Here is a 25,566-nt window from a genome sequence, read left to right as displayed (position 1 = left end):
TACTATAAAAAAACAGTGAAAACACGTCATAAAATCAGTGTTTTTCAGACACTTATTGCCATTGTTTCATATTAAGTTTACATTGAAATCCTAGCTTTAACACGCTATTTTAAAATCCAATGTCTAAAAACCAGGTAACTGGATGTCCGAATTGCGGGTGCCGGATATCCTTCAGGCAGTTTGTTCTGCTCAACAATTTTTCCGCGATCAACTGCGATACCTGCAATGCCAGGATAGAAATATCCAATAGAAATGGCAATGCGGTTATCGCAGCTGTATCTGGTCTTATTTCAGCCGGTGCGGTTGTTTTTTCTGCCTATGCAGGTAAACAGTATTTTAATTCTTTTTTTCTGGGGCTTATGGGAGGTATTTTTATGGCCACCATTTTTGTGCTGATCATCTGCCGCTTATTATACAAACGCTCGCAATTGTACAGAAGTGTCAACAGCCGACCTATTCATTATAGTGAAAGCGCAGTTGTTTAGCGATTGAAACTGATCATCGAGCTTAAAGGATAACGCAGGTTGCGGTATTGCATCATATCTACTTTCACACTTCCTACAACGATCGGACTCTCAATACGGAGCGGTATATGATTTGGATCGTCGCTCACCCATACCGTCATTTTTTCACCTCCTTCAAATAAAGTGCCTTTTACCAGCAAGGGTTTAAACTTGATGGCACGGAACTTACCATATTTGGTTTTAATGGTTTCTTTCCCCATGTATTTGATATAAAGATTATACACTTCATTATCAAGAAACATGGCGAAAGGAATTTTATCTTCAGGCTTGTATTTATTGAAGTCGATATTACGCGCATAATAAATGGAACTCAGCACATCCTGAATGCAGCCGGGTACTTTATATACACCTTCTGTTGTTATAGCCGTATTCGTTTCCTGGTTGAAAGTAATATTCTCAAATTTTTTATACCCGCCTTCCTCAATATTGCGGATGAATTTCAGTGGCTGAAGATTGGCTGTATCTATATACGACTCATAGCGGTCGCGTACTTTAAATATCCAGTCATAGCTGGGGTTTGAGCTTCCCTTGCCCACAACATGATAAGCAATGCGGTTATTCATTTTATCGAGAGATACAGAAAAGTTGGCGCTACCAGCATTTACATACAAGCCAATAACAGAATAAAATACATTAAAGGAAATACTTTCTCCTTCTTCAAATGCTTTATTGCGGATGCCACAAAACTCATCTCCGGCCGATAAAGGTTGTAAGCCAATGACCCATGCTGTTAATAAAAGAAATTTCTTCATGCTTGCCTGTCTATTTATTGTTTCTGAACAACCGAATGCCCAGTAGAAAAATACTTCCCGCTACGGCCGGAATAATCAGGTTTATAATCCAGATACTCCCGGTGGTTGCAATGATGCCTAAGAGGTTAGAGCTTAACAAGCCGAATAAGAGCAAACTCACTTCACCCCTGATACCCAGTTCGGCCAGTGTAATGCTCGGTACAATCGATAAAACCAGTAACATTACGGCCACTAATGCTGCTGTATCAACAGCACTTATTCCTACTTCGAACACCTGCATCATTAGTACATATTGCACTATAAATACAACGTACCGGAGCGCAGAAAGAAGTAAAATTTTTGTTAAGAACCACCAATCCAGCTTCTCCATATTCTCTACTACAAATCGGTATCGTGCCACGAATGGTATTTTTTCGAGTAACCGGATCAGCCAGGACAACTTATAATACATAACAATAAGTAAAATCGTGCCAAAACAGAGTACACTCATCAGGCCGGTTAACCAGAACATAGACAATCCTTCAAGGTGGTGGGTTGCATCAAGAATAAAAAACCGCATATATAACATGCCAAGCAAGCCCATAACAAAGTTCACTATGATTAAACTCATGCTGCCTACCATTGAAATAGCCATCCCTTTCAGGCGATGACCATCATCGAGATAAAGCGATCTCGCTGCCGATTCACCCAAACGGTTGATGCTGTTGAATACCAGTGCATGTCCCGACAAAGTGGCTTTCATTGCTTTGCCAAAGGAAACTTTTTGTACAGAATTAACCAGTACTTTCCATTTAAATGCTTCCACACCAAAATTGGCTCCAAGTAACAGTACTACCAATATGAATTTCCAGGATTGGGAACCACTGGCTGAGGCAAGAATCATATCCCATGACTGCTGCAGGTTATCCTGTGTCTGTATTTGCCTGTAAATCGAATATCCGAGCCATACAAAAAGAATAGGGCCAAGAAAATAATTGAGGAATATTTTAAAACGCTTGTTCAGAAAAAGAAATATTTATTCAGTACAAAGAACGGGGAAATAAGGGAGATAGTGGATAGTCCATGGTCCATAGGCAATGGTAAAACCAAATCCGTTTTACTATTGACTATGGACCATAAACCATGGACTCTTCCTTCTTTCTTCCGTATTTTCACCCCTGAATGGCAAAAGATGAAATTATATTAGGGATAGATCCCGGCACCCAACTGATGGGTTATGCTTTATTGCGTATTCATAAGGGACAGCCACAGGTTTTATTGATGGATGTTTTGAAACTAACTGCCCAAAAAGATATCTATGCCCGTCTGGAAACCATTCATACCCGTGTTTGTGAGTTGGTTAAACTATATAAACCATCCACCTTTGCTATTGAAGCACCCTTCTTTGGTAAAAATGTGCAGAGTATGCTGAAACTGGGAAGGGCGCAGGGTGTGGCTATTGCAGCCGCTATACAGGCTGGTTTAACGGTTACTGAATATTCTCCTAAAAAAGTAAAACAGTCCATCACCGGTAATGGTAATGCCGATAAGGATCAGGTATGGAAAATGTTACAGCGTATTTTACAGATCGAAGAAAAGCCACAATACTTTGACGCCACCGATGCACTGGCAGTGGCACTTTGTCATCACTATCAGTCATCATCGCCGCTGGCAGCAACAGGTAAAGGACTGAAAGGATGGGAAGACTTTATTACAAAAAATCCGGGGAGAGTGAAGAAGATTTGATGATGTCGGATGTCGGATGTCGGATGACGGATGACGGATGACGGATGACGGATGATTTTTGACTTTGCAAGTTACAATTCTTTTCAAATCAGACATCAGCGATCCGACATCATCACATCTATTTCAAGTATCCAGTTAACACAAGTACCAGCAAGATGGCGCCTCCGATTACCCTGTACCAGCCAAATAAACGAAAGCCATGCTTTTGAAGAAAACCGATAAAAAATTTAATGGCGAGCATGGCTACTATAAACGCAACCACATTACCCACTGCCAATGCTATCAGGTTATCTGTATTGGTTAACATCTCCGGATTTTCCTTCCAGGCTTTGAGTAATTTATAGCCTGTTGCAGCGGCCATCGTAGGCACAGCGAGGAAAAAAGAAAATTCTGCGGCCAAACCCCTGTTTAGTTTTTGCTGCATACCACCAATAATACTTGCCGCACTTCTGCTCACACCCGGAATCATGGCTACACATTGCCATAAACCAATCATAAAGGCACGAACAAAACCAATTTCCTCTTCTTTCTCAATTACGGGCTGCTGAAACAGTTTATCGATAAATAATAAAACCACACCACCAGCTAACATGGTAATGGCTACCGTGAGTGGACTTTCCAGCAGGTAATCAATCTTATCAGAAAACAAAGCCCCAAGAGCGAGTGCGGGAATAACAGCAATCAGCAGCTTGAGGTAAAAATTCCAGCGATTGAGGGGGAAGAATTTTTTACGATACAATACCACCACCGATAAAATGGCACCCAACTGAATGGCCACTTCAAATAATTTGGTAAAATCGTCTTTGGCAATGCCTAAAAAAGAACTGGCAATGATCATGTGACCAGTAGATGAGATAGGCAGAAATTCTGTTAATCCCTCTACAATAGCAATTATGATGGCATCGAATATAGACATGGGAGAGTAAATGATGAATGGGCAATGGTGAATGGTCAATGGTGAGGGGTCAATGGGGAATAATTTCTTTATACTTATTATTCACCATTGACTATTCACCATTACTTACTTTTTTTAAAGATGGCATATATCTCTACAACCAGGCCAATGATGATAAGAATTGGTGCAATGGTAATGCGGGTAGTGCCATAAACTTCTTTGTAATCAAAAACATTGGGGTCGCTGCTCTTGCCACCGCTCATGAGAAAAAATCCGAGGGCAATAATCACAGCACCTATCAGCATCCACTTATAATTTTCTTTCGTAAAAAGAGGGGCTGCTGTATTTTTTGTTTCACTCATATAAGTTGGTTTTATTGGTCAATGGTTAAAAGTGAGTGGTGAGTAGTCAGTAGTGAGTTGATACAAGTAGTAGTTTACTCACTGCTCACTATTCACTACTCACTAAAATTAATAAAGGTCATCCAGTTTCATCTTCAAATACTTCAACACACTGCGATGGGTGCTATATACAGAAATGCCTACACCCAGTATAATCAATCCACCAAATAGGATAAAAGTAAGCTTCCAGTCGCGAATGGCTTTCAGTTGCGGAAACTGGCTCTCGGCCCAGCTGATAATACTGAATAGTAATAAAATAGCAATGCCGGCACTGATGAGTCCATTAATTACAGCCCTGATATTTAAAGGCCGTGCAATAAAACTGCGGGTGGCGCCTACCATCTGCATGGTTTTAATGAGGAAACGGTTACTGAACATGGCCAGACGAATGGTATTGTCAATACTAACAATTACAATAAGACAAAGAATAATAGCAATTACCAGAAAGATCAGACCAATTTTAGCGGCACGTTCGTTCAGGTTACCTACCAGTGTTTGCGGGTATTGAATATCAGTAATCTGGTTGCCATATTTGCCGAGGAGTTCGGTAGAAATATGTGCCAGACTGTCTTTGTTTACATAATTGGCTTTCGCATAAAAATCAATACTCTCAGGAAGTGGGTTCATGTCGAGTATTTTGGCCCAGTCTTCATTGTTCTCACGGTTCCATATCTCCTGTGCCATTTTTTTGTCGACATAAGTAACTGTCTTGGTATAGGGCCTGCCTGCAATATATTGCTGAATCTGCCCGATGGTATCCTTGTTCAAAGTACGCAGATAGGCACTGATACGGATATCTTCCTTAAAAGCATTACCCACCGAATTAATATTCAGGAAAAACCACCCCATGATACCCATGATCAGCAATACCAGTCCTACACCAATGATGGAATAGATATAATTGGGTTTGCTACGTTTTAAAGAAGATTTTGCGCTGTCTGCCATACTTACCGGTTTTTCTTTCCCCCTTCTCCTTTCAAGGAGAAGGGCAGGGGATGAGGTAGCAAATGTAGGGTTTTGATGCCTAAAGACTTACATTTGCAACCACTCTAACGATCATTTTACCATTGAAAATAGAGCAATCCTGGGTTAAAAATATGTTAGGATTGCAGGCAGCCGGCGAAAAGCACTGTACCCACAGTTGCTGACCTCCATTTCTGCCCATTCAATAACGGCTGAACAGTATCAAAAATTATATAGAACAGGATCAAATATGGAATACAATTTCACGCAGATTGAGCCTAAGTGGCAAGACAAATGGAAAGATGATGGCATTTATAAGGTAAACATCGATCCGTCGAAGCCCAAATACTATGTATTGGACATGTTTCCTTACCCAAGTGGAGCAGGGTTACATGTGGGTCATCCATTGGGTTATATTGCTTCTGATATTGTAAGCCGCTTTAAACGACTTAAAGGTTATAATGTATTACACCCGATGGGTTTTGATGCATTCGGATTGCCCGCTGAACAATATGCGATTGAACATGGCATTCATCCGAAAAAAAGTACAGAAACCAATATCAGTAACTTTATTGCGCAGTTAACCAAAATTGGTTTCTGTTACGACTGGGATCGTGAAGTACGTACCTGTGAACCTGCTTACTATAAATGGACACAGTGGATTTTTCTCCGGCTATTCAATAGCTTTTATAACAGACAACAACAAAAATCGATACCCATTACCGAACTGATCAAAGCATTTGAAAACAAGGGTAATGCCGATCATATTTGTCCGGGTGATAACAGCATTCATTTTACGGCCGCTGAATGGAAAGCATATACAGAAAAAGAACAGCAGGATATATTAATGCATTACCGTCTTGCCTTCTGTGGTTATGGTGAAGTAAACTGGTGTGAAGCGTTGGGAACTGTATTGGCCAATGATGAAGTGGTAAATGGGGTGAGCGAGCGTGGCGGACATCCTGTAGTAAAAAAGAAATTACGCCAGTGGTACCTCCGTATCACTGAATATGCAGATCGTTTATTAACCGGCCTCGACACCATCGAGTTCAGTGAGGCCATGAAAGAAATGCAGACAAACTGGATCGGGAAATCGTCAGGAGCGGAGATTAGCTTCGAGCTACGAGCTATGAGCCACGAGCAGAAAAATGGCTCACAGCTCACAGCTCACAGCTCACAGCTTCTTGTCTACACCACCCGCCCCGATACCATTTTCGGCGTAGACTTTATGGTAGTGGCACCGGAGCATGAACTGATTGAAAAAATTACCACAGCTGAACAGAAAGAAGCAGTAGAAACTTATATCACCTATGTAAAAAGCAGGAGCGACCGTGAGCGACAGGCGGAGAAAAAAATTACAGGTTGTTTTACGGGGGCCTATGCCATTAATCCATTCGACGGAAGAGAAATTCCGGTATGGATATCTGAATATGTACTGGCAGGTTATGGAACAGGTGCTATTATGGCCGTGCCCTGTGGTGATGAGCGTGATTTTAAATTTGCACAGCACTTTAATATTCCCGTTACCAATATTATCGGTGATGCATTTGACGGAACCGAAGCCAATGCAACCAAAGATGCGATACTGAGTAACAGCGATTTTTTGGATGGAATGAAAATGCGTGATGCTATTGAAGTAGTGATTAATAAACTGGAAGCAATGGGCATCGGCAAACGCAAAGTGAATTATAAAATGCGTGATGCCGCATTCAGCCGCCAGCGTTATTGGGGAGAACCGTTTCCAATTGTATGGAAAGATGGAATCGCTTACCCACTCGATGAATCACAACTGCCACTTGAATTACCCGATGTAGAATCATACAGTCCCGGCCCTGAAGGCGAAGGCCCACTCGCAAACATCCCCGAATGGACCAATCAATTTAGTGAGAAAGGCGTTTTGGAAACGAATACCATGCCTGGCTACGCTGGCAGCAGTTGGTATTTCCTGCGCTACATGGATCCTCACAACGACAAAACATTCTGCGACCGCACCATCAGCGATTACTGGAACCAGGTTGATTTATACATTGGCGGAACCGAACATGCAGTGGGACATTTATTATACAGCCGCATGTGGACCAAAGCGCTCTACGACCTTGGACATATTGGTTTTGATGAGCCGTTCAGGAAATTGTTGAACCAGGGGATGATACAGGGGAGTAGTAGGTTTGTGTATAGAGTTCAATTTAAAAATATAGACGAAGTTTTTAAAACTGGCGATATCACTGGAGGTGCTACAATATTTATTCCTGAAAATGATTATCATAAATTAATAGAAATAAGTGTTAATGACAATAAAGGTAGAATTGATTATTTGAAGAATAAATATCCTTCGAGTAAGGTTATTTCAAACGCAGGAAATGCAATAAGTGTTACCAGACTTCATGTTGATGTGAATATAGTTGATGGGTATGAATTGAATAAAGATGAGTTTGTAAAATGGAGGCCAGAGTATGCTAATGCTGAGATAATTTTGGAAGATGGAAAGTATATATGTGGTTCGGAAGTAGAAAAAATGTCTAAATCAAAATTCAACACAGTAAACCCAGATACATTGGTTGAAAAATTTGGCGCCGATACATTTCGAATGTACGAAATGTTCCTCGGCCCGGTAGACCAGAGCAAACCCTGGGATACCAAGGGTATTGAGGGCGTACACCGGTTCCTTAAAAAATTATGGCGCTTGTTTTTTGATGAAACAAAAGGTAAAATATGGACCGATGCTGCACCAACAGCAGAAGAATTGAAGGTATTACACAGAACCATCAAAAAAATTGAAGACGATACCGAGCGTTACAGCTTTAACACAGCTGTGAGTGGTTTTATGATCTGTGTAAATGAACTGAGCGACCTGAAATGTCATAAAAAAGAAATACTTGAATCATTACTCATTCTTATTACACCCTATGCCCCACATATTGCCGAAGAACTCTGGCAGCAATTGGGTAACAGCGGTTCTGTTCTCAATGCATCCTACCCTCTGTTCAATGCAGCATATGTAACAGAAACGAGCAAGGAATACCCTGTTAGCATTAATGGTAAAATGAGAACCAGTCTTACCATTGCATTGGATGCAACGGAAGAACAGGTAAAAGAGATCGTACTCGCTAACGAACTCGTTCAGAAATGGATGGAAGACAAGCCTTTGAAGAAACTGATTTTTGTGAAAGGGAAGATGATCAATGTGGTAGTATAATTAACCAACAGTATAGATGAATTATTGCGCAGCTATTTTTTCAAATATTATTTCAAATACATAATCCTTCATTTCTGGCGGTGAAATGCTCATATATAATAAACCATTTTTAATTGCAGCAGTACGTTTAGTAACGATTTTTTTACCTGGACTTTCTTCAGAAATGATTTGTATCTGATTGGTCAGTTTTTGAAAACAGTACCGGATATTATCAGTATCCTCACCAAGCATTCTCGCATGCAAACTACTGTCATTCTTGAAATGAAGTAGCGCATCTTTGTACATGTCTTTTTGAAATGCAAGTATAACTTGTTTTAGCGAATCCCTGCGATAAGTAAAATCCATAGCAGACGAAAAATGAATGGAGTCTGTTTTAAAGTTGATATATGTAGCTCCGTTATTCACAGCAATAACCTTCCATTTACCAATCAGCGAGTTGTCGCATTGGCCGGCAGCAGTATTACTTAAGAGTATCCAAATGAAAAGAACAAAGAATGATTTCATGAATGTACAGGACTTAAGTAAATATAGTGAATAAATATTAAATATGATTGCTATCAATTCCAATAACCGCTGATCACAAGACCTGGTTATTTCCTCCTCTATCTTAATTATCTTGTATATCCAAAAACCTCATTCATGAAAAGGATATTGTCCTGTATACTCGCCTGTTTATACCTGAGTACCGCGCAATCACAAACCAGTCAACCTTATTTTTTGTCGAACCCTGCACTGAGTCCCGACGGAGAAACCGTTGTTTTTGCCTTTGAAGGCGATCTCTGGAAAGCAGCCGTAAAAGATGGTAAAGCCACGCGTATTACAGCCATGCAAGGGTATGAAACCAGCCCCCGTATTTCACCTGATGGCCAGTGGCTCGCATTCAGCAGCCGGCAGAAGGGTAATGCAGATGTATACATTATGCCCTTAACCGGCGGCGAAATAAAACAACTCACTTTTCATAGCGCCACCGATGAAGTAAATAACTGGAGCTGGGACAGCAAGAAAATCTATTTCACCTCTAACCGTATGGGACAAATTTCCGGTTTTACAGTTGGCATTAATGGGGGTACTGCACAACGTTTATTCGGCGACCATTTCTTTTTACTGGATCATGGTCTGGCCGAGCATCCCTCAGGTGATGTATATTTCAATGATACCTGGGAAAGCACCAGCCAGATAGCACGTAAACGTTATAAAGGACCATTCAACCCCGATATTCAGTCGTATAATATCAATAACAAACAATACAGGAAACATACAGATTGGGAGGGCAAAGATTTTGCATCAACCATTGATAAAAATGGCAAACTCTATTTCGTTTCAGACGAGGCCAATGGTGAATACAATCTCTATACCCTGGACAATGAAAAGAAAACGGCACTTACCCGTTTTAATTCATCCATCAAAACACCCATCGTAAATGCAGCGGGAAATAAAGTAGTATTCGAAAGAGACTACCAGTTATGGTTGTATGATGTGTCATCTAAAAGAACGGAGAAACTCAATATCAGCCTGAATAGGAACTATATATTACCTGCTGATAAGGATTATAATGTGCGAGGAGAAATTACAAATCTGGATGTGTCACCCGATGGAAAAAAGATTGCATTCTCATCGCGCGGAGAAATTTTTGTAAGTGATGTAGATGGTAAATTTATTCAGCAGATCAACAAAGGGAATACTGAAAGGGCGAAAGAAGTAAAATGGATGACTGATAATAAAACCATCCTCTTTAACCAGACTGTAGATGGTTACCTCAATTGGTTTACAGTTGCTGCCGATGGAACCGCTCCCGTAAAACAAATTACCAAAGACGTAAAAAATAATCGCTCGGCTGTGTTGAATAAAACACGTACCAAAATGGTATACCTGAGTGGGCGTGATGAAGTAAAACTGCTCGATCTGAAAAGCTGGGAGAATAAAACACTTGTAAAGGATGAAATATGGGCTATTCAGAATTCTGATCCCGGTTTCTCTCCCAATGATGAGTATGTTTATTTTACTGCTATCAGAAATTTTGAACAGGATATTTTTATTCATCACCTGAAAGACAATCGTACGGTTAACCTTACCAATACCGGTGTAACAGAAGCAAGCCCTGTATGGAGTCCTGACGGAAAATATATTTATTTTATTTCGGCCAGAACGAGACCCTCATACCCTTTTGGTATGCAAAATCCGCGTATATACCGGATGCCACTGGAAAAAATAGATGCTCCTTATCGCAGCGATAAATATGAGGCGCTGTTCAAGACAGAGAAAAAAGATACTACAAAAAAAGAACCGGCACCCATAAAGATAGATGCATCGAAGATCATGGACAGGCTTGAGCAGGTGGGACCAAATTTCGGATCGCAGTTTTTGTTGAATGTGCTACAGAAAGGAGAGAAGACGATTGTATTATATGTAAGCAATCATGCAGAAGGCCGGGCCTCTTTATGGAAAACAACACTGGAACCATTTGAAGCACCAAAGACAGAACGGATTGTGGGTGCAGATGCGTTTAGTGTAGATTATGCGGAAGGCGGAGATAAAATGATGGCCATTATAAATGGATCGGTTTATAAATTGAACCTGGATGCGAATAAAGTAGACCCTGTTGCCATTGCACAGGTATTCAGAAGAAACCTTTCTGGAGAATTTGCCCAGGTATTTCAGGAAACATGGGCCCATGTAAACGAAAATTTTTATGATGAAAAATTTCATGGAATAGACTGGCTGACTACGCGTAAACGTTATGAGGCATTTGTTCCTTTTATCAATACCCGTGGCGACCTGCGTACTTTACTGGCAGATTTATTGGGTGAACTCAATTCATCACACCAGGGTTTTAATTCTGGAGGTGATGAAGAAAATGTTCAGTTGTCGAACAGAACCATGGAAACAGGAATCATTTTTGACAATAATGATCCATACAAAGTAAAATATGTAGTGGCTGGTAGTAATGCAGACAGGGCTACTGTTGACGTTCGTCCGGGTGATGTATTATTGAAAGTGAATGATGAAACTGTAAATGCTGCAACAGACAGAAATTACTATTTCAGTAAGCCATCGCTTGATGGCGAACTTAGTTTAACTTTTAACCGTAACGGACAAACCATTACCACCAAAATTCATCCACAGGCATCTTTGTTTGCAAACCTCTCTCAGGAGTGGAGTGAAATCAACCAGCAAAGAGTGGATCAAAAAACCAATAACCGTGTGGCTTATCATAATATGAAAGACATGGGTGGTGGGGAGTTGGAGAAATTCCTGATTGATATGACACAGGATTTCTACCAGAAAGATGCACTGATTCTTGACCTCCGTTATAATACCGGTGGTAATGTGCACGATGAAGTATTGAAATTTTTGAGTCAGCGTGCTTACCTGCAATGGAAATACAGGGAAGGAAAACTCACGCCACAATCTAACTTTGCACCTGCTGATAAACCCATTGTATTATTGATTAATGAGCAATCATTGAGTGATGCAGAAATGACATCGCAGGGTTTTAAAGCATTGAAACTGGGAACTATCATTGGTATGCCTACATACCGCTGGATCATCTTCACGAGTGGTACAGGTTTGGTGGATGGCTCTTTTGTACGTCTGCCAAGCTGGGGATGTTATTCATTAGATGGAAAAGACCTGGAAATAACTGGTGTAGAACCCGATATTAAAATCCCGATGACTTTCGAAGACCGCCTCAATGGCCGCGATCCGCAACTGGATAAAGCGATTGAAGAAATTATGAAGAAGTTGAGAAAATAATTTTAGCTATAATCTGTGAATCTGAGGCTTAATTTTTTGCCACAGATTCACAGATTTTTTTTGAATAAATAGTATTTCATGTTTCACCCGATTGTTCCATTTGACATCGCCACGGATCATCTGTATCAACTTGACCTCACAGCCAATAACACGGATATTACAGATGTATTGGTAAATGATACACAACTCTTTTCTGAATACATTGAGAACTGCCTTACTCATTCCGGATCCCGTTATGCCATTGGTGGTTATGATGAACACCGAACTGTTTACAGCAGGAGTAAGGTATTTGATGGAGCCGATGAGCCACGGAGGTTACATTTGGGAACTGATATCTGGGGGTCGGCCGGAACACCTGTATTTGTGCCGATGGAAGGAGCTGTACATAGTTTTGGATTTCATGAAACCTATGGCGATTATGGGGCAGTCATCATTCTGCAACATCAGTTAAACGGAGTATTGATCCATAGCTTATATGGCCATCTTTCTTTAGGCGATCTGGATGGTTTGTATGAGGGTAAGCCGGTTGAAGCCGGAGAACAGCTGGCACATTTTGGAATGCCCGAAGAAAATGGGCACTGGCCACCACATTTACATTTTCAATTGATCACTGATATGCAGGGGATGAAGGGAGATTATCCGGGTGTTTGTAAATTCAGTGAAAGAGAAAAATACCTTGACAATTGCCCTGATCCTACTTTTATCTTGAAATACACTTTCAATGTATAACCTTTCTTCTGTGTTTTTCTGTGTCTTCTGTGGCAATTAATAATGCCACAGAAGACACAGAAAAACACAGAAAGGGTTATTCGAATTTTTTGATCTCATCAGATGAAATAAAATGGATACCATCTTCGAATTGGTGAGCAGCCTTTTGCATAGCTTTTGCAATGCTGAGTGCTAAAACAGGCTGGTATTTTTTTAAAGGCCCAATCAACAGAGGTCCGATAATTTTTGTCAATAGCATGGCTATTTTTTCTCCCACCCGTCTTTCAGATCGTTCACCCATAATCAGTGATGGCCTGAAAATACAGGTGCAGGAATAACCCAACACCTGTATAGCTTTTTCAACCTCACCTTTTATCCGGCTATAAAAAATGGATGATTGTTCATTTGCGCCCACCGCACTAATCAGTAAAAACCTGCTTGATCCTGCGGCTCTTTGTAATTCGGCTACTTTCTGTGGATACACCAAATCAACCTGTCTGAAAGCGAGCTGCGATCCTGCTTTTTTGATGGTAGTACCCAAACAACAAAATACATCATCAGCCTGAACAGCCGTATCTAATCTTTCATAATTCACTATCTGTTGCTGCAGCCTGGGATGACTGATGGCGATCTGTTTACGAACATATATGGTAACAAGACTGTATAAATCGTCGGCCAGTAGTAATTGTGCTAATACCTGCCCGGTTAAACCACTGGCACCTAAAATCAATGCAGTTCTTTTTTCCATGGCATGCTTTTCTCAAAGCTACGCATATTCGTGAATGGTGAATGGTGAATCGTGAATAGAGAGTATTAGTCTTATTCTTTTGCAAACAGTGAGTCGAAATCATATTATTCACCATTGCCCATTCACGATTGACGATTGACCATTCACCATCAAATATTTAGTAATTTCGCCTCATGTCGAACCCCAACCTCAATAAAGACCCGATGAACCTGAGTGCAGCAGAAAAAGAGTTTGAGAATGCTATTCGCCCGGCAGAGATCAGCGATTTTTCGGGTCAGCCACAGTTGATTGAGAACCTTGTAATATTTATTAAAGCTGCAAAACTAAGGGGAGAGGCACTGGATCATATTTTGTTTCATGGCCCTCCAGGTTTGGGGAAAACAACATTAAGCAGGATTGTAGCAAATGAATTGGGTGTAAATATCAAAGAAACTTCAGGACCTGTTATTGAGAAACCCGGAGATCTTGCCGGACTGCTCACCAACCTGCAACCCAATGATGTATTGTTTATAGATGAGATTCACCGTTTGAGTACCGTGGTGGAAGAATACCTGTATGCTGCCATGGAAGATTTCAGAATCGATATCATGATCGACTCCGGACCGAATGCCAGAAGTGTACAGATTAATTTGAATCCATTTACATTGGTAGGTGCCACCACGCGCAGTGGTTTATTAACTGCGCCATTATTATCCCGTTTTGGAATCAAATCGAGACTGGAATATTATCATGCAGATACCTTACAGAAAATCATACAAAGGAGTGCCGCTATTCTGAATACAGCTATTAATACTGATGCAGCATTTGAAATTGCGCGTAGAAGCCGTGGTACACCCCGTATTGCCAATGGCCTTTTAAGAAGGGTGCGCGATTTTGCACAGGTATTAAATGATGGCAAGATTGATATGGGTATTACGCAACATGGCCTCAAAGCATTGAATGTAGATGAACATGGGCTCGATGAAATGGATAACCGCATACTGCTCGCTATCATTGATAAATTTAAAGGAGGCCCTGTAGGTCTCACCACTATTGCAACTGCAGTTGGTGAAGAAGCAGGTACCATAGAAGAAGTATATGAGCCTTTTTTAATTCAGGAAGGTTTTTTGCAGAGAACACCGAGAGGTCGTGAAGCAACTGCCAAGGCTTATTCTCATCTCAACCGTTCGTTCAGGCAAGGTGGAAATCAGGTTGATTTGTTTGTATAAAAAAATAAGCCACAGATTCACAAATTAGTTAAATAATAATCTGCGAATCTGTGGCTTACAATATTCAATCAAATACTAAGGTGCTACCAGGCGGAACCCGTTCCCGTGAATATTCACAATCTCAATATTGGAGTCGTCTTTCAGGTATTTGCGTAGTTTGGCAATATACACATCCATACTTCTGCCATTGAAATAGGTATCGCTGCCCCATATTTTTTTGAGGGCACGTTCACGGGGTAATAAATCATTTTTATGTTCGGCCAGCATTTTTAATAATTCATTCTCTTTTGGAGAAAGGGTTTGGGTGCTATCGCCATTTTTCAACTCACGCAATTTTGGATTGAAATGGTATTTACCCAGATCGAATTCAATATTTTCGTTGCTTTTGTTTTCTTCCTCATTACGTTTGAGGATAACCCTGATTTTCAGTAACAACACTTCACTGTCGAAAGGTTTGGTGATATAATCATCGGCACCGAGTTTATATCCCTGAATAATATCTTCTTTCATGGTTTTGGCACTCAGGAAGAATAAAGGAATATCAGGGTCTACATCACGAATTTCTTCTGCCAGTGTGAAACCATCCATATTGGGCATCATCACATCAAGCAGACAGATATCATATTTTTCACGTTGAAAAGCGGCAAGTCCTAAACGTCCATCGCGTTCCAGTGTTACTTCGTAATCGTTCAGTTCCAGATAGTTCTTTAACACCATACCAAGATTGGTATCGTCTTCGCACAAGAGTATCTTATATTTTTTCTTGTCTTCCATGGTTTTAAATTTATGTGAAATAAAGATAATTCACTCCGAGTTATCATCCTACTGTCTGCAATCTTTTGTTAAAAGAGGTAAATACATGCAGCTAAATAGCCCGGGTTCAACTGTTAGACGTGCTTAATGTTGTTTTTGGAAACGCTTATCTGTTAAGGTTTTCAAAAAACTAACAAGATCATTTTTCTCCTGTTTATTCAGTCCGATAGGAACTCCCATTGTTGTATCCATATTTACGGGGTTTAATACGAAGGCACCAGGATTGTTATAGTAGTCTATTACTTCTTCCAATGTCTGAAACATTCCATTGTGCATATAAGGGGCAGTTAATGCAATGTTTCTTAGTCCGGGAGTTTTAAATTTTCCAAGGTCTTCTTTTTTCCGGCTGATCCTGTAACGCCCTGAATCATTTAATGCATAGCCATCGAATAAGCCAATATTTTTAAACTGATCATCTGTAAAGTCGGGCCCCCGATGGCAGTCGAAACATTTGGTTCTTTCACTGATAAATAATTTTCTTCCTCTTTCTTCCGATTCAGTAAAGGCAACCAGGTCATCTATATATGCATCGAAACGGCTGCTGTCTGTTTCCAGCGTTCTTTCAAATGCAGCGAAAGCAGCACCCAGATTGGTACTGTTGGGTAATGTCTTGAAAATGCGTAAGAATAGTTTTCTGTATCCGGCATCTGCATTCAATCGTGCCACGGCTTCTTTAACCGGTAATCCCATTTCATCGGGGTGGGCAATCGGCATTAATGCCTGTTGCTCCAATGACTTCGCACGGCCATCCCAGAAAAAATATGGACGGTTTTTCATGTTCAGTACCGATGGGGTATTTCTTGCAGTGGCTCTTCCTTCAATGCCTTTACTAAAAGCAAGGGTATCCGAAAAACCATATTCAGGAATATGACAACTGGCACAGCTGATGCTGCGGTCTTTGGATAAGATTTTATCGTTGAATAGTTTTTGTCCCAGTGCTGCTTTTGTACTAACCGGGGGTGGGGAAGTATATGAAGAAATCAATAGCCCTGTAACTGCGAACAAAATGAGAGAGGCAATCGTTTTCTTCATACCGTAAAAATACTGAAAGTGAAGATTTGTTTTTTTCTGTTTTATTTTTGCGGCTGATAAACAGGATAAATACTTACGCTATGCTACTCACATCTGACAATAAACTGAAAAAACTGGTTGTTATTGGCGACCGTGTGTTGATACGGCCATCTAAACCCGATGAGCAAACAGCCAGCGGGCTGTACTTGCCACCGGGTGTACAGGAGAAAGAGAAAGTACAGCAGGGACATATTATTAAAACAGGTCCGGGTTATGCCATACCCATGCCAGTGGATGACGAACCCTGGAAAACAGAAGAAGATCAGGTGAAATATGTTCCCTTGCAGGCACGTGAAGGAGATCTGGCTATTTTCCTGCTAAGTGGTGCTACAGAAGTAATGTATGAGAAAGAGAAATATTTTATTGTTCCCCAAAGTGCCATACTGTTACTGGAAAGAGAAGAGGAATTGTAAATTAAAAGGCGCTGGTTCATGATACAATGTGCAAATAATCGATAGACTATGGTCCATGGACCATAGTCTATCTTTTAAATAACTGCTGATAACTTTCTTCATCCATATATTCCAGTAAATCTCCTGGCTGACATTGAAGGATGCGGCATATTTCTTCCAGCGTAGAGAAACGGATGGCTTTGGCTTTCCCGCTTTTCAGGATACTCATATTGGCAATGGTAATACCCACACGCTCACTTAATTCAGTGAGACTCATTTTTCGGCGGGCCAGCATAATATCGAGGTTTACAACAATGGGCATCAGATGGTTAGCGCTTGTTCGGTTTTAAGTTGCCAGGCTTTTGTATAAATGCTGCTAAAGATAAGCAGTATTATGGCTACCATGCTGTTTGGCAATAGTGCATCCGTTGTGCTAAGTAGAACAAATGCGGCGTTTGTTTTTTCCAGTACAATGGCTTTCAGCCAGTATCGCTGTGCCATATCTATAAAAACAGCGAGTATAAAAACGAGGGCAGCATAAAAAATATAGCCACCAATTTTTTTGTACAGGTCATTTCCCTTCTGAAGTGTTTTAACAGTCAGTAACACCAATATTGAAAGTATGGAAAAACAGACAGCGTCTGTAAATTCTTTCGATAACAGGGTTCGTTTCCACCAGGGAAGATCTTTAATAACAAGGGTTCCCTTAAAATACAAAACAGCTCCCTCAAATTGTTTAACAGGTTCTTTGCTGAGTGTAGCCGTGGCCGCTGGTTTTACATCCAGTTTTAAATAGGGATCATTTTTACTGAAAATACCAAAGCCTATTCCAATACTGAAGATATTTACAAGAGCAAACAGTAAGAGCATCCACCCAATCAGATGATAATTTTTCAATTGTTTGGCAAAAGCTGACATGGTAAAAGATTAAATGGTGAGTTGTTGATCTTGTTTTAGGTTAAAAGCATTCCTGTAAATCCTGCTTATCCATAGTACAGTAATACCAAGCCAGAATGGAACAGGTACAAACATAAAACTGTTGGTATGATAGATAAACTGGTTATTGGTAAGCCTGTTTATTTCGGGGATTGCATAAAAGAAAGTACGGATTACGTCCAGGATCCAGAAAATAATGAGGGCTATTCCAATTAACCTGATTCTTTTACTGATATCAGTCTGGAAAAGAACCGTGCTATGAATATGAGGTAATAAGCGGAGTATTAGAATGGATAATATAATAATAAGCGCACAGTTTAATATGTCGAACTCTATAATACTCTCAGGTAATAGTAATTTTTGAGTGAAAGAGGGTTGCATGATCTCCAGTTTTCCTGTAAGCTTTATGTTATTATTTCCATAGTTGGAAATTGTGGTATCAAAGTGCGGATAATCAAAAGTCGGGTGCACCGGTACAGCAATGCTGCTATCGCTAAACAGGTTGCCGAATATCATTAAAGTGCCCAGAATGATAAAAGTCCAGGCACCCAGTTTTATGCGGGTGAATACAGCCTTTTCTTTTAAAGAATAGTATTTGCCAATATAATTTCTCATAGGTCAGATGGTTAAAGATTGATCGTGTTGAAGCCGGTAGCCTCTGCGGAAAGCAAATGCGAATATCAGTGTAATATAACCTGCAACAAGCCAGACAATACTGTTTGAGATCATCAGACGCAGATTAAGTGAAAAAGCTGCCGGTATTTTTTCTTTATATATCCAGTGGGTTATATAGGCCAGAAGAATATCGAAAAGAATAGAGCCTAAAATTGTAAATGCAATCAGAAAAAGTCTTTTATAGGTTCTTTCTTCAAAACAATTTTTACTGGCAATATCTTTTAAAACCCAGAGGGGTAATAAGAAGCAAACAATAACAAAGAAAACTTTAAATAGTATTGTCAGGCTGCCGAGTATGATTTTTAAAGTATCATATTTTGTTTTCGATACTTGTATATACAATGTTCTGGGTTCATTTTGATTATATTGTTTTTCCTCTGGTAAGTCTGCAACATCAATATCTATTTTTTTTATTTCATAATGACCCAATCGGTGCTTTCTTACAGAATCAAAGTGAGTCCACACAGGATACTTTAAATAGGACCAGCCACTATCTCTCAATGTTTCATGATCTTTTGCCAGAAAATAATTGCCCAGTCCCAGATAGTACCTGACAGTTTTTTTTAGTGGGGTACTTTTAATTCCCCGTTTTGAAGGATCAATAAAAAAAGAATCTCTTCTGGTGGCTGTATAAAATCCTACATAGCTGGCAGCAAATCCTTCAATACTAAATGTATTATTGAATTTTTTTGCGTCTCTGATCCATTGAAGACTGTCTTCAATAGCTTTATACCGGTAGTGTGGCAGCGAGTCGTTAAAAATGAAATCGGAATGGAAAGTGTCGATCATGGTTTCATCGCTGATGGAACTGCTTTCAAAATAGCTTCCATCATTGGAACTCCAAAAAGGGAAACCTGTCCAGACAAACAGCACTATTAAGAGCCCGGGTAGCCAAATCAGCCATGAAAGAAGCCGTTTTAGTAGTTGAAGGAATCTCATTTGCACTATTTATATGCTAAATAACTAATAATTATTGATAAACAATAAATATTCATTATTAAATATTTTATTTTTCAATGCCTACATCCCTTAATTTGTAAGCTTAAACCGCTGATTATGGCAGACAAACAGGCATTTATAGACGCAGTAACAACAGGTTATACTTTTAAAGGCGAGCAGGTAAAAATTGGCGTAGCCATGTTGAATGGAGAGGTAGTAAGCGGAGCTGATATCAGGCTGCCCTTAAAAACCATGAATCGTCATGGGCTGATTGCGGGTGCTACCGGAACAGGAAAAACAAAAACATTGCAACTCCTGAGTGAGGCACTTAGTGATAACAGTGTTCCTGTTTTATTAATGGATATCAAAGGAGATCTGAGTGGGATTGCAGCAGCAGGACAAAGCAATGAAAAACTGATTGAGCGAAGCCAGAAACTGGGTGTGCCATTCACCCCTGCCGCATACCCCGTTGAATTACTTACACTGAGTAATGAAAAGGGAGCACGCTTGCGCGCTACGATAAGTGAGTTTGGACCTGTTTTACTGAGTAAAATTTTAGGCTTAAACGATACACAGGGAGGATTGGTGGCCATGATTTTTAAATATTGTGACGACCACAAAATGCCCTTACTCAATCTCAAGGATTTTATTAAAATATTGCAGTACATCGGTAATGAGGGAAAGGCAGAGATTGAAAAAGAATATGGTAAAATATCCACCACCTCAACCGGCACCATTCTTCGTAAAATCATTGAACTGCAACAACAGGGCGCTGATATTTTCTTTGGAGAAAAAAGTTTCGAAATCGATGACCTGATGCGGATCAGTGATGACGGCAGGGGGATGATCAGTGTATTACGTGTAACGGATATGCAGGACAGGCCAAAACTCTTTTCTACTTTTATGCTGCAGTTACTTGCTGAGTTATATGCCAGTTGTGCGGAAGAGGGTGATCTTGATAAACCCAAACTGGTATTATTTATTGATGAAGCACACCTTGTTTTTAATGAAGCCTCAGAAGCTTTGTTACAACAGATAGAAACGGTTATTAAACTGATACGCTCCAAAGGTGTAGGGATCTTTTTCTGTACACAAAACCCGCAGGACATACCTGCTTCCATACTGAGTCAGCTGGGTATGAAGATTCAGCATGCATTACGTGCTTTTACTGCTGCCGATCGTAAAACGATTAAACAGGCAGCTGAGAATTTCCCGGAAACAACATTCTATGAAACAGACGAGTTGTTGACACAATTAGGTATAGGGGAGGCACTGGTAACTTTATTAAATGAAAAAGGGATACCTACACCTTTGGTACATGCCATGTTATGTGCACCCCGCAGCAGGATGGATGTATTAACCGAACAGGAAATAGATGAGCTGGTTACATCGAGCAAACTGGTAGCCAAATACAGTAAAGAAATAGATAGTGAAAGTGCCTATGAAATATTAACTGCCAAACTCGAAGAAGCAGCAGAAAGAAACCAGGAAAGACCAGAACCCGAGGAGGAAAAAACAACAGGCAGAAAAAAGAAAGAAGAAGGTTTTTTTGATAACCCGGTTGTAAGACAGGTTGGAAGAACAGCTGCAAGTGTAATTACAAGAAGTCTTCTGGGTGCATTGGGGTTAGGTGGCAGAACAAGCAGCAGGTCAAGAAAAAGGTATTAGACTAATTCTTCCCGTTTCATCAATTTGTAGCCTGTCTTCACTTTGCAGAAATTCAAGAACGGTCCATATTTTATCTTTCGGGAATGCCTGAAGTTGCTGTAATAAAAGCGGGACTGTATTGTATTCTTTTGAAATAAGGTTCTGCACAGATTTCTCAATCGATGCAAATTCATCAGCAGTTAATTGCTTTTTCTTTTTGTTCAGGCAGTTGTCGCAAACGCCACAATCTTTTAAAGCTGTATCGCCAAAATAAGATCCTATAAACCTGCTGCGACAGGTATCTGTTTGCTGAAGATATTGGATCATGGTATTGACCCTTTCGGCATATTGCTTTTTCCGGTTTATATAAGCGTCCTGATCAATATGCAGGTATCTGGCGGGAGCACGATTGAATAAATAATGTATCTGCGGTGTTTCTTTTTGCGGGAGGTATTCTATAATGCCGAAAGCCATTAATTGAAGCAACTTGTTTTTTACTTCATCAATATTCAGTCTTGTCATTTTGGATAACTGTGATTCAAATATCGACACACGGTTATCAAAAATACCCTCGTAAGAGCGTAACAAACTCCTGAGCACCAGTTCAAGCCCGGGATGTGCTGTTTCAAACTGGTAAAGTGTTTCTTTATCGGTTGTAAATATTACCTGTGACGGCAGAAAAATATTCTCAGCAAAACTGATATGACCTTCCTGTTCCAGCACTTTCAAAGCATTGATTACCGTAACCATATCAAGTTTAAAACGGGCAGTAAATGCTTTGATATCAAAATCAAAATACCCTCCTTCACCAGTACCAACGGGTAATTGAAAGAAATCGGCCAATGACTGGTAAACAGACTGTATGACGGGAATGGGAGGGTAACGTTTATCGGGCAGGTTTTGCAGTTGTAATACATCATCATGCTGATAAAGTAAAACTGCAAATGATTTTTTCCCGTCTCTGCCTGCACGACCGGCTTCCTGGTAATAATTTTCAAGACAGTCGGGAATAGTATAATGTATTACTGAGCGAACCGCGGCTTTGTCAATACCCATTCCAAAAGCGTTGGTGCAAACCATGATTCTTATATCGTTGCTGATCCAACTGTTTTGTTTTTTGGTTCTTTCTTCCTGCGATAAGCCCGCGTGATAAAAATCTGCAGAAAACCCCTGTAACTGTAATAACTGAGATACTTCTTTGGTCAGCTTTCTGCTGTTACAATAAACGATGCTGCTGCCTGAAACATTTTTCAATACACTGATGAGTTTGTTCATCTTGCTTTCTACAGAGAAAGAACTGTAGGATAAAGCCGGTCTTTCAAAAGACTGGCGGAAGATATTATGTTTTTTGAATTGAAGTTTTGCAATGATATCAGCCTGTACTTTTTCGGTAGCCGAGGCACTGAGAGCAATAACAGATACCTCTCTGAGTTCCTGACGCAGACTGGCAATCCTTAAATAAGGGGGTCTGAAATCGTAACCCCATTGTGAGATGCAATGGGCTTCATCAACGGCGATCAATGAAATATCCAATGCAGATAAATATTCCCGGAACAATGCCGACTCGAGTCGCTCTGGTGATAAGTACAAAAACTTATAATCGCCACGTGAAGCTTTTTGTAAAGTGGTTCTTACTTCTGAATGATTCATGCCGCTGTTAAGTGATGCAGCGGGGATGCCTTTATCTAGTAAATGTTCTACCTGATCGCGCATCAATGCAATGAGTGGACTGATCACCAGGCACATACCATCCAGTATCATGGCAGGTACCTGGAAACAGATAGATTTACCTCCACCGGTGGGTAATAAGGCAAGTGTATCTTTTCCATCCAGTACAGACTGAATAATTTCTTCCTGCATGGGCCGGAAGGAATCGTGCTTCCAGAACTGCTTTAAAACATCAACAGGGTAAGACATTGCATAGGTGAAGTGAAAATGAAAATTGAGCCATCGACAACAGACATATGCTGTAAACAGCAAACCAGTTCAAAAATAAGATTAAAGGCTGAGAGATGATTTTTTGAAAAATGTCGAAAATTTCCGAAAAATGATCGCGTACGCCTAACTTTCTCATTTCCTATTTCTCTGTTCCTTATTCTTCTGTTTTCTTACCCTGCCCACCCTTCGCGATCAAGACTTCTATAATGAATCGCTTCCGCCAAATGCTCCGGCTGTATATCAGCACTACCCGCTAAATCAGCAATCGTTCTACTTACTTTTAGAATGCGATCATATGCACGGGCACTCAGATTCAATTTTTCCATGGCCCTTTTTAATAAGTTTTCACCCACATTACTAATACGACAAATTTCTCTGAGTTGTTTACTACTCATTTGTGCATTGGCATATACACCATTTGCGTCATTATATCTTTCAGCTTGTATTTCTCTGGCTTTAATTACACGCTCACGAATGGTGGCAGAATCTTCTCCATTTTGCTGATTGCTGAGTTCACTGAAGGCAACAGGAGTAACTTCTACATGCAGATCAATCCTGTCTAATAGTGGCCCTGAAACTTTATTGAGGTATTTCTGCACAATGCCGGGTCCGCAGGTACATTCTTTTTCGGGATGGTTATAGTATCCGCAGGGGCAGGGGTTCATAGATGCAATCAACATAAAATTGGCAGGAAAATCCAATGCAATTTTTGCCCTGGATATGGTTACCCTTCTCTCTTCCATCGGCTGTCGCATTACTTCAAGAACCGTTCTTTTAAATTCAGGTAATTCGTCAAGAAATAACACGCCATTATGTGCCAATGATATTTCACCCGGCTGAGGTACACCACCACCACCTACCAATGCCACATCGCTGATGGTATGATGGGGTGCGCGAAATGGTCGCTTGCTGATGAGTGAACTATGTTCCGGTAATTTTCCCGCCACACTATGAATCTTTGTTGTTTCCAATGCCTCCTGCAAACTGAGTGGAGGCAATATGGTGGGCAGTCTTTTAGCCAGCATGGTTTTGCCGGCACCAGGCGGACCAATTAAAATGGCGTTATGTCCGCCAGCCGCTGCAATTTCTAAAGCTCTTTTGATATTTTCCTGCCCTTTTACATCAGTAAAATCAAATTCAAACTGGTACTGGTCACCAAAAAATTCTTCACGTGTGTTTACAAGAACAGGCTGAAGACTGGTTTCATCTTTAAAAAAATCTACTACTTCAGTCAAATGCTCCACACCATAAACCTGCAGGTTATTTACCATTCCGGCTTCACGTGCATTGGCTTTGGGTACAATTAATCCTTTAAACCCTTCTTTACGAGCCTGTATGGCAATGGGTAATGCACCTTTTATAGCTTGTATACTTCCATCCAGACTTAGTTCACCCATAATCACATATTCTTTCAGCAGTTCCACGTTTTCGAGTTGTTCACTGGCACCTAAAATACCCAGTGCAATGGGCAGGTCAAATGCAGAACCCGATTTTCGGATATCGGCTGGTGCCAGGTTTACCACAATCTTGGTACGTGGCATATCGAAACCATTGGTTTTGATAGCACTTTCTGTTCTTTGTAAACTTTCCCTCACTGCATTATCGGGCAAACCCACAATCTGGTAATTCTGACCCGCACTTACATTTACCTCAATGGTAATAGTAATGGCTTCTACACCATAAACAGCACTGCCAAAAGTTTTTACAAGCATGGTATTAAAGTCAAAAATGAAAAGTCGAAATTCAAAAACAGGAAGTAAGATAAAGAAGAGAACCATAATAAAAACAAAACAGGTAGATATACGGAGTATAAACACCTGATTTTATGGCAGATGTCAGATGTTAGATCGCAGATTTGATATGCTGCGTCTGGTTCGGAGTGTGTTTTAGTATTTTGACTTCAAAAGAATATGAATAGAACAATATTAGAGCAGAGAACTAAGCAATTTCATATTGATGTAATAAAGTTGTGTTTTTCTTTGCCTAAAAATGTAGTCGGCTTTGAAACAGGTAAACAGTTGATTAGATCTGCCGGCTCTGTTGCTGCTAATTATAGGGCATCAAAACGAGCAAAGTCTATATCAGATTTTATCTACAAAATTGAAATTGTATTGGAAGAAGCAGATGAATCATTGTACTGGCTACAGATAATTTTTGAAGCAGGATTAACGAAGGATCATTGTATTGAGTCCTTAATGCAGGAAGCCCATGAATTAACAGCTATCTTTTCTGCAACAACCAAAACGGCAAAGTCGAAAATCAAAAAATAAATCTGATATCTG

At 40.2% G+C, this 25,566-nt stretch carries 24 protein-coding genes; 9 read left to right on the top strand and 15 right to left on the bottom strand.

All coding sequences use genetic code 11. The features are described from left to right. The first annotated feature begins 119 nt into the window (after positions 1–119). On the top strand, positions 120–485 hold the full coding sequence (locus tag KXJ59_RS12620; protein WP_295205145.1) for a hypothetical protein: 366 nt from the start codon (positions 120–122) through the stop codon (positions 483–485). On the opposite strand, the gene KXJ59_RS12615 is transcribed toward KXJ59_RS12620, so the two are convergent. After that, complete coding sequence (locus tag KXJ59_RS12615; RefSeq protein ID WP_295205142.1) at positions 482–1,276, bottom strand: DUF3108 domain-containing protein; 795 nt, start codon at positions 1,274–1,276, stop codon at positions 482–484. The two genes, KXJ59_RS12620 and KXJ59_RS12615, sit on opposite strands and share 4 nt — an antisense overlap. A 10-nt stretch (positions 1,277–1,286) precedes the next feature. Further along, entirely contained in the window at positions 1,287–2,159 is an 873-nt protein-coding gene (locus KXJ59_RS12610) for a hypothetical protein (protein WP_295205140.1), read from the bottom strand. Between the two features lie 278 nt (positions 2,160–2,437). Between KXJ59_RS12610 and ruvC the strand changes: the two genes are divergently transcribed. Then, entirely contained in the window at positions 2,438–3,001 is a 564-nt protein-coding gene (gene ruvC, locus KXJ59_RS12605; protein WP_295205137.1) for a crossover junction endodeoxyribonuclease RuvC, read from the top strand. Positions 3,002–3,119: 118 nt separating this feature from the next. Here the strand turns inward: ruvC and KXJ59_RS12600 are convergent, their stop codons facing one another. From KXJ59_RS12600 to KXJ59_RS12590, 3 genes are all read right to left on the bottom strand, one after another. Beyond that, positions 3,120–3,917: an undecaprenyl-diphosphate phosphatase gene (locus KXJ59_RS12600; RefSeq protein WP_295205134.1), complete on the bottom strand. Its 798-nt coding sequence runs from the start codon at positions 3,915–3,917 to the stop codon at positions 3,120–3,122. A 101-nt stretch (positions 3,918–4,018) separates the two neighbouring features. After that, positions 4,019–4,258 (bottom strand): DUF3098 domain-containing protein, encoded by a 240-nt coding sequence (locus KXJ59_RS12595; protein WP_295205131.1) that lies wholly within the window; start codon positions 4,256–4,258, stop codon positions 4,019–4,021. Between the two features lie 108 nt (positions 4,259–4,366). Then, a complete protein-coding gene (locus KXJ59_RS12590) occupies positions 4,367–5,242 on the bottom strand; it encodes a permease-like cell division protein FtsX (RefSeq protein ID WP_295205129.1) in 876 nt (291 codons plus the stop codon). 268 nt (positions 5,243–5,510) lie between these two features. On the opposite strand from KXJ59_RS12590, the gene KXJ59_RS12585 reads away from it, so the two are divergent. Further along, positions 5,511–8,456 carry a class I tRNA ligase family protein gene (locus tag KXJ59_RS12585; RefSeq protein WP_295205126.1) on the top strand — a complete coding sequence of 982 codons (2,946 nt, stop codon included), beginning with the start codon at positions 5,511–5,513 and terminating at the stop codon, positions 8,454–8,456. 21 nt (positions 8,457–8,477) lie between these two features. On the opposite strand, the gene KXJ59_RS12580 is transcribed toward KXJ59_RS12585, so the two are convergent. Next, on the bottom strand, positions 8,478–8,960 hold the full coding sequence (locus tag KXJ59_RS12580) for a hypothetical protein (protein ID WP_295205124.1): 483 nt from the start codon (positions 8,958–8,960) through the stop codon (positions 8,478–8,480). Between the two features lie 135 nt (positions 8,961–9,095). Between KXJ59_RS12580 and KXJ59_RS12575 the strand changes: the two genes are divergently transcribed. Further along, a complete protein-coding gene (locus tag KXJ59_RS12575; protein WP_295205122.1) occupies positions 9,096–12,209 on the top strand; it encodes a S41 family peptidase in 3,114 nt (1,037 codons plus the stop codon). A gap of 78 nt (positions 12,210–12,287) precedes the next feature. Next, positions 12,288–12,938 carry a peptidoglycan DD-metalloendopeptidase family protein gene (locus KXJ59_RS12570; RefSeq protein WP_295205118.1) on the top strand — a complete coding sequence of 217 codons (651 nt, stop codon included), beginning with the start codon at positions 12,288–12,290 and terminating at the stop codon, positions 12,936–12,938. Positions 12,939–13,014: 76 nt separating this feature from the next. On the opposite strand, the gene KXJ59_RS12565 is transcribed toward KXJ59_RS12570, so the two are convergent. Next, on the bottom strand, positions 13,015–13,665 hold the full coding sequence (locus KXJ59_RS12565; RefSeq protein WP_295205115.1) for an NAD(P)H-binding protein: 651 nt from the start codon (positions 13,663–13,665) through the stop codon (positions 13,015–13,017). Between the two features lie 173 nt (positions 13,666–13,838). Here KXJ59_RS12565 and ruvB point away from each other — a divergent pair, with 173 nt between their 5' ends. Next, complete coding sequence (gene ruvB / locus KXJ59_RS12560; protein WP_295205112.1) at positions 13,839–14,873, top strand: Holliday junction branch migration DNA helicase RuvB; 1,035 nt, start codon at positions 13,839–13,841, stop codon at positions 14,871–14,873. Between the two features lie 75 nt (positions 14,874–14,948). Here the strand turns inward: ruvB and KXJ59_RS12555 are convergent, their stop codons facing one another. Next, positions 14,949–15,647 carry a response regulator transcription factor gene (locus KXJ59_RS12555; protein ID WP_295205109.1) on the bottom strand — a complete coding sequence of 233 codons (699 nt, stop codon included), beginning with the start codon at positions 15,645–15,647 and terminating at the stop codon, positions 14,949–14,951. Positions 15,648–15,770: 123 nt separating this feature from the next. Next, on the bottom strand, positions 15,771–16,718 hold the full coding sequence (locus tag KXJ59_RS12550) for a cytochrome c peroxidase (protein ID WP_295205106.1): 948 nt from the start codon (positions 16,716–16,718) through the stop codon (positions 15,771–15,773). 80 nt (positions 16,719–16,798) lie between these two features. On the opposite strand from KXJ59_RS12550, the gene KXJ59_RS12545 reads away from it, so the two are divergent. Then, positions 16,799–17,170, top strand: coding sequence for a co-chaperone GroES family protein (locus KXJ59_RS12545; RefSeq protein WP_295205103.1), 372 nt, complete (start codon positions 16,799–16,801; stop codon positions 17,168–17,170). A 67-nt stretch (positions 17,171–17,237) separates the two neighbouring features. Here KXJ59_RS12545 and KXJ59_RS12540 read toward each other — a convergent pair whose 3' ends face one another. From KXJ59_RS12540 to KXJ59_RS12525, 4 genes are read right to left on the bottom strand one after another with little or no spacing between them, the layout of a single operon-like run. Continuing rightward, the gene (locus KXJ59_RS12540) at positions 17,238–17,471 is read right to left on the bottom strand and encodes a helix-turn-helix transcriptional regulator (protein ID WP_295205100.1); all 234 of its coding nucleotides are present in this window, start codon (positions 17,469–17,471) and stop codon (positions 17,238–17,240) included. Continuing rightward, on the bottom strand, positions 17,471–18,067 hold the full coding sequence (locus KXJ59_RS12535; RefSeq protein WP_295205097.1) for a hypothetical protein: 597 nt from the start codon (positions 18,065–18,067) through the stop codon (positions 17,471–17,473). Before KXJ59_RS12535 ends, KXJ59_RS12540 begins: the two co-directional genes overlap by 1 nt. A 9-nt stretch (positions 18,068–18,076) precedes the next feature. After that, on the bottom strand, positions 18,077–18,700 hold the full coding sequence (locus tag KXJ59_RS12530; RefSeq protein WP_295205094.1) for a DUF2975 domain-containing protein: 624 nt from the start codon (positions 18,698–18,700) through the stop codon (positions 18,077–18,079). Positions 18,701–18,703: 3 nt separating this feature from the next. Then, positions 18,704–19,699 (bottom strand): DUF2975 domain-containing protein, encoded by a 996-nt coding sequence (locus KXJ59_RS12525; RefSeq protein WP_295205091.1) that lies wholly within the window; start codon positions 19,697–19,699, stop codon positions 18,704–18,706. Positions 19,700–19,816: 117 nt separating this feature from the next. On the opposite strand from KXJ59_RS12525, the gene KXJ59_RS12520 reads away from it, so the two are divergent. Beyond that, a complete protein-coding gene (locus tag KXJ59_RS12520; RefSeq protein ID WP_295205088.1) occupies positions 19,817–21,367 on the top strand; it encodes a helicase HerA-like domain-containing protein in 1,551 nt (516 codons plus the stop codon). Here the strand turns inward: KXJ59_RS12520 and KXJ59_RS12515 are convergent. Next, a complete protein-coding gene (locus KXJ59_RS12515) occupies positions 21,350–23,263 on the bottom strand; it encodes an ATP-dependent DNA helicase RecQ (RefSeq protein WP_295205085.1) in 1,914 nt (637 codons plus the stop codon). The genes KXJ59_RS12520 and KXJ59_RS12515 overlap by 18 nt on opposite strands. 191 nt (positions 23,264–23,454) lie before the next feature. Continuing rightward, positions 23,455–24,996 (bottom strand): YifB family Mg chelatase-like AAA ATPase, encoded by a 1,542-nt coding sequence (locus KXJ59_RS12510; RefSeq protein ID WP_295205082.1) that lies wholly within the window; start codon positions 24,994–24,996, stop codon positions 23,455–23,457. A 198-nt stretch (positions 24,997–25,194) separates the two neighbouring features. Here KXJ59_RS12510 and KXJ59_RS12505 point away from each other — a divergent pair, with 198 nt between their 5' ends. Beyond that, a complete protein-coding gene (locus tag KXJ59_RS12505) occupies positions 25,195–25,554 on the top strand; it encodes a four helix bundle protein (RefSeq protein ID WP_295205078.1) in 360 nt (119 codons plus the stop codon). Positions 25,555–25,566: the final 12 nt, after the last annotated feature.

This window comes from Sediminibacterium sp. (genome assembly GCF_019264485.1).
GTDB lineage: Bacteria > Bacteroidota > Bacteroidia > Chitinophagales > Chitinophagaceae > Sediminibacterium.
Note: the sequence above shows the minus strand (reverse complement) of the source record. Positions and strands in the feature narration are given on the sequence as shown.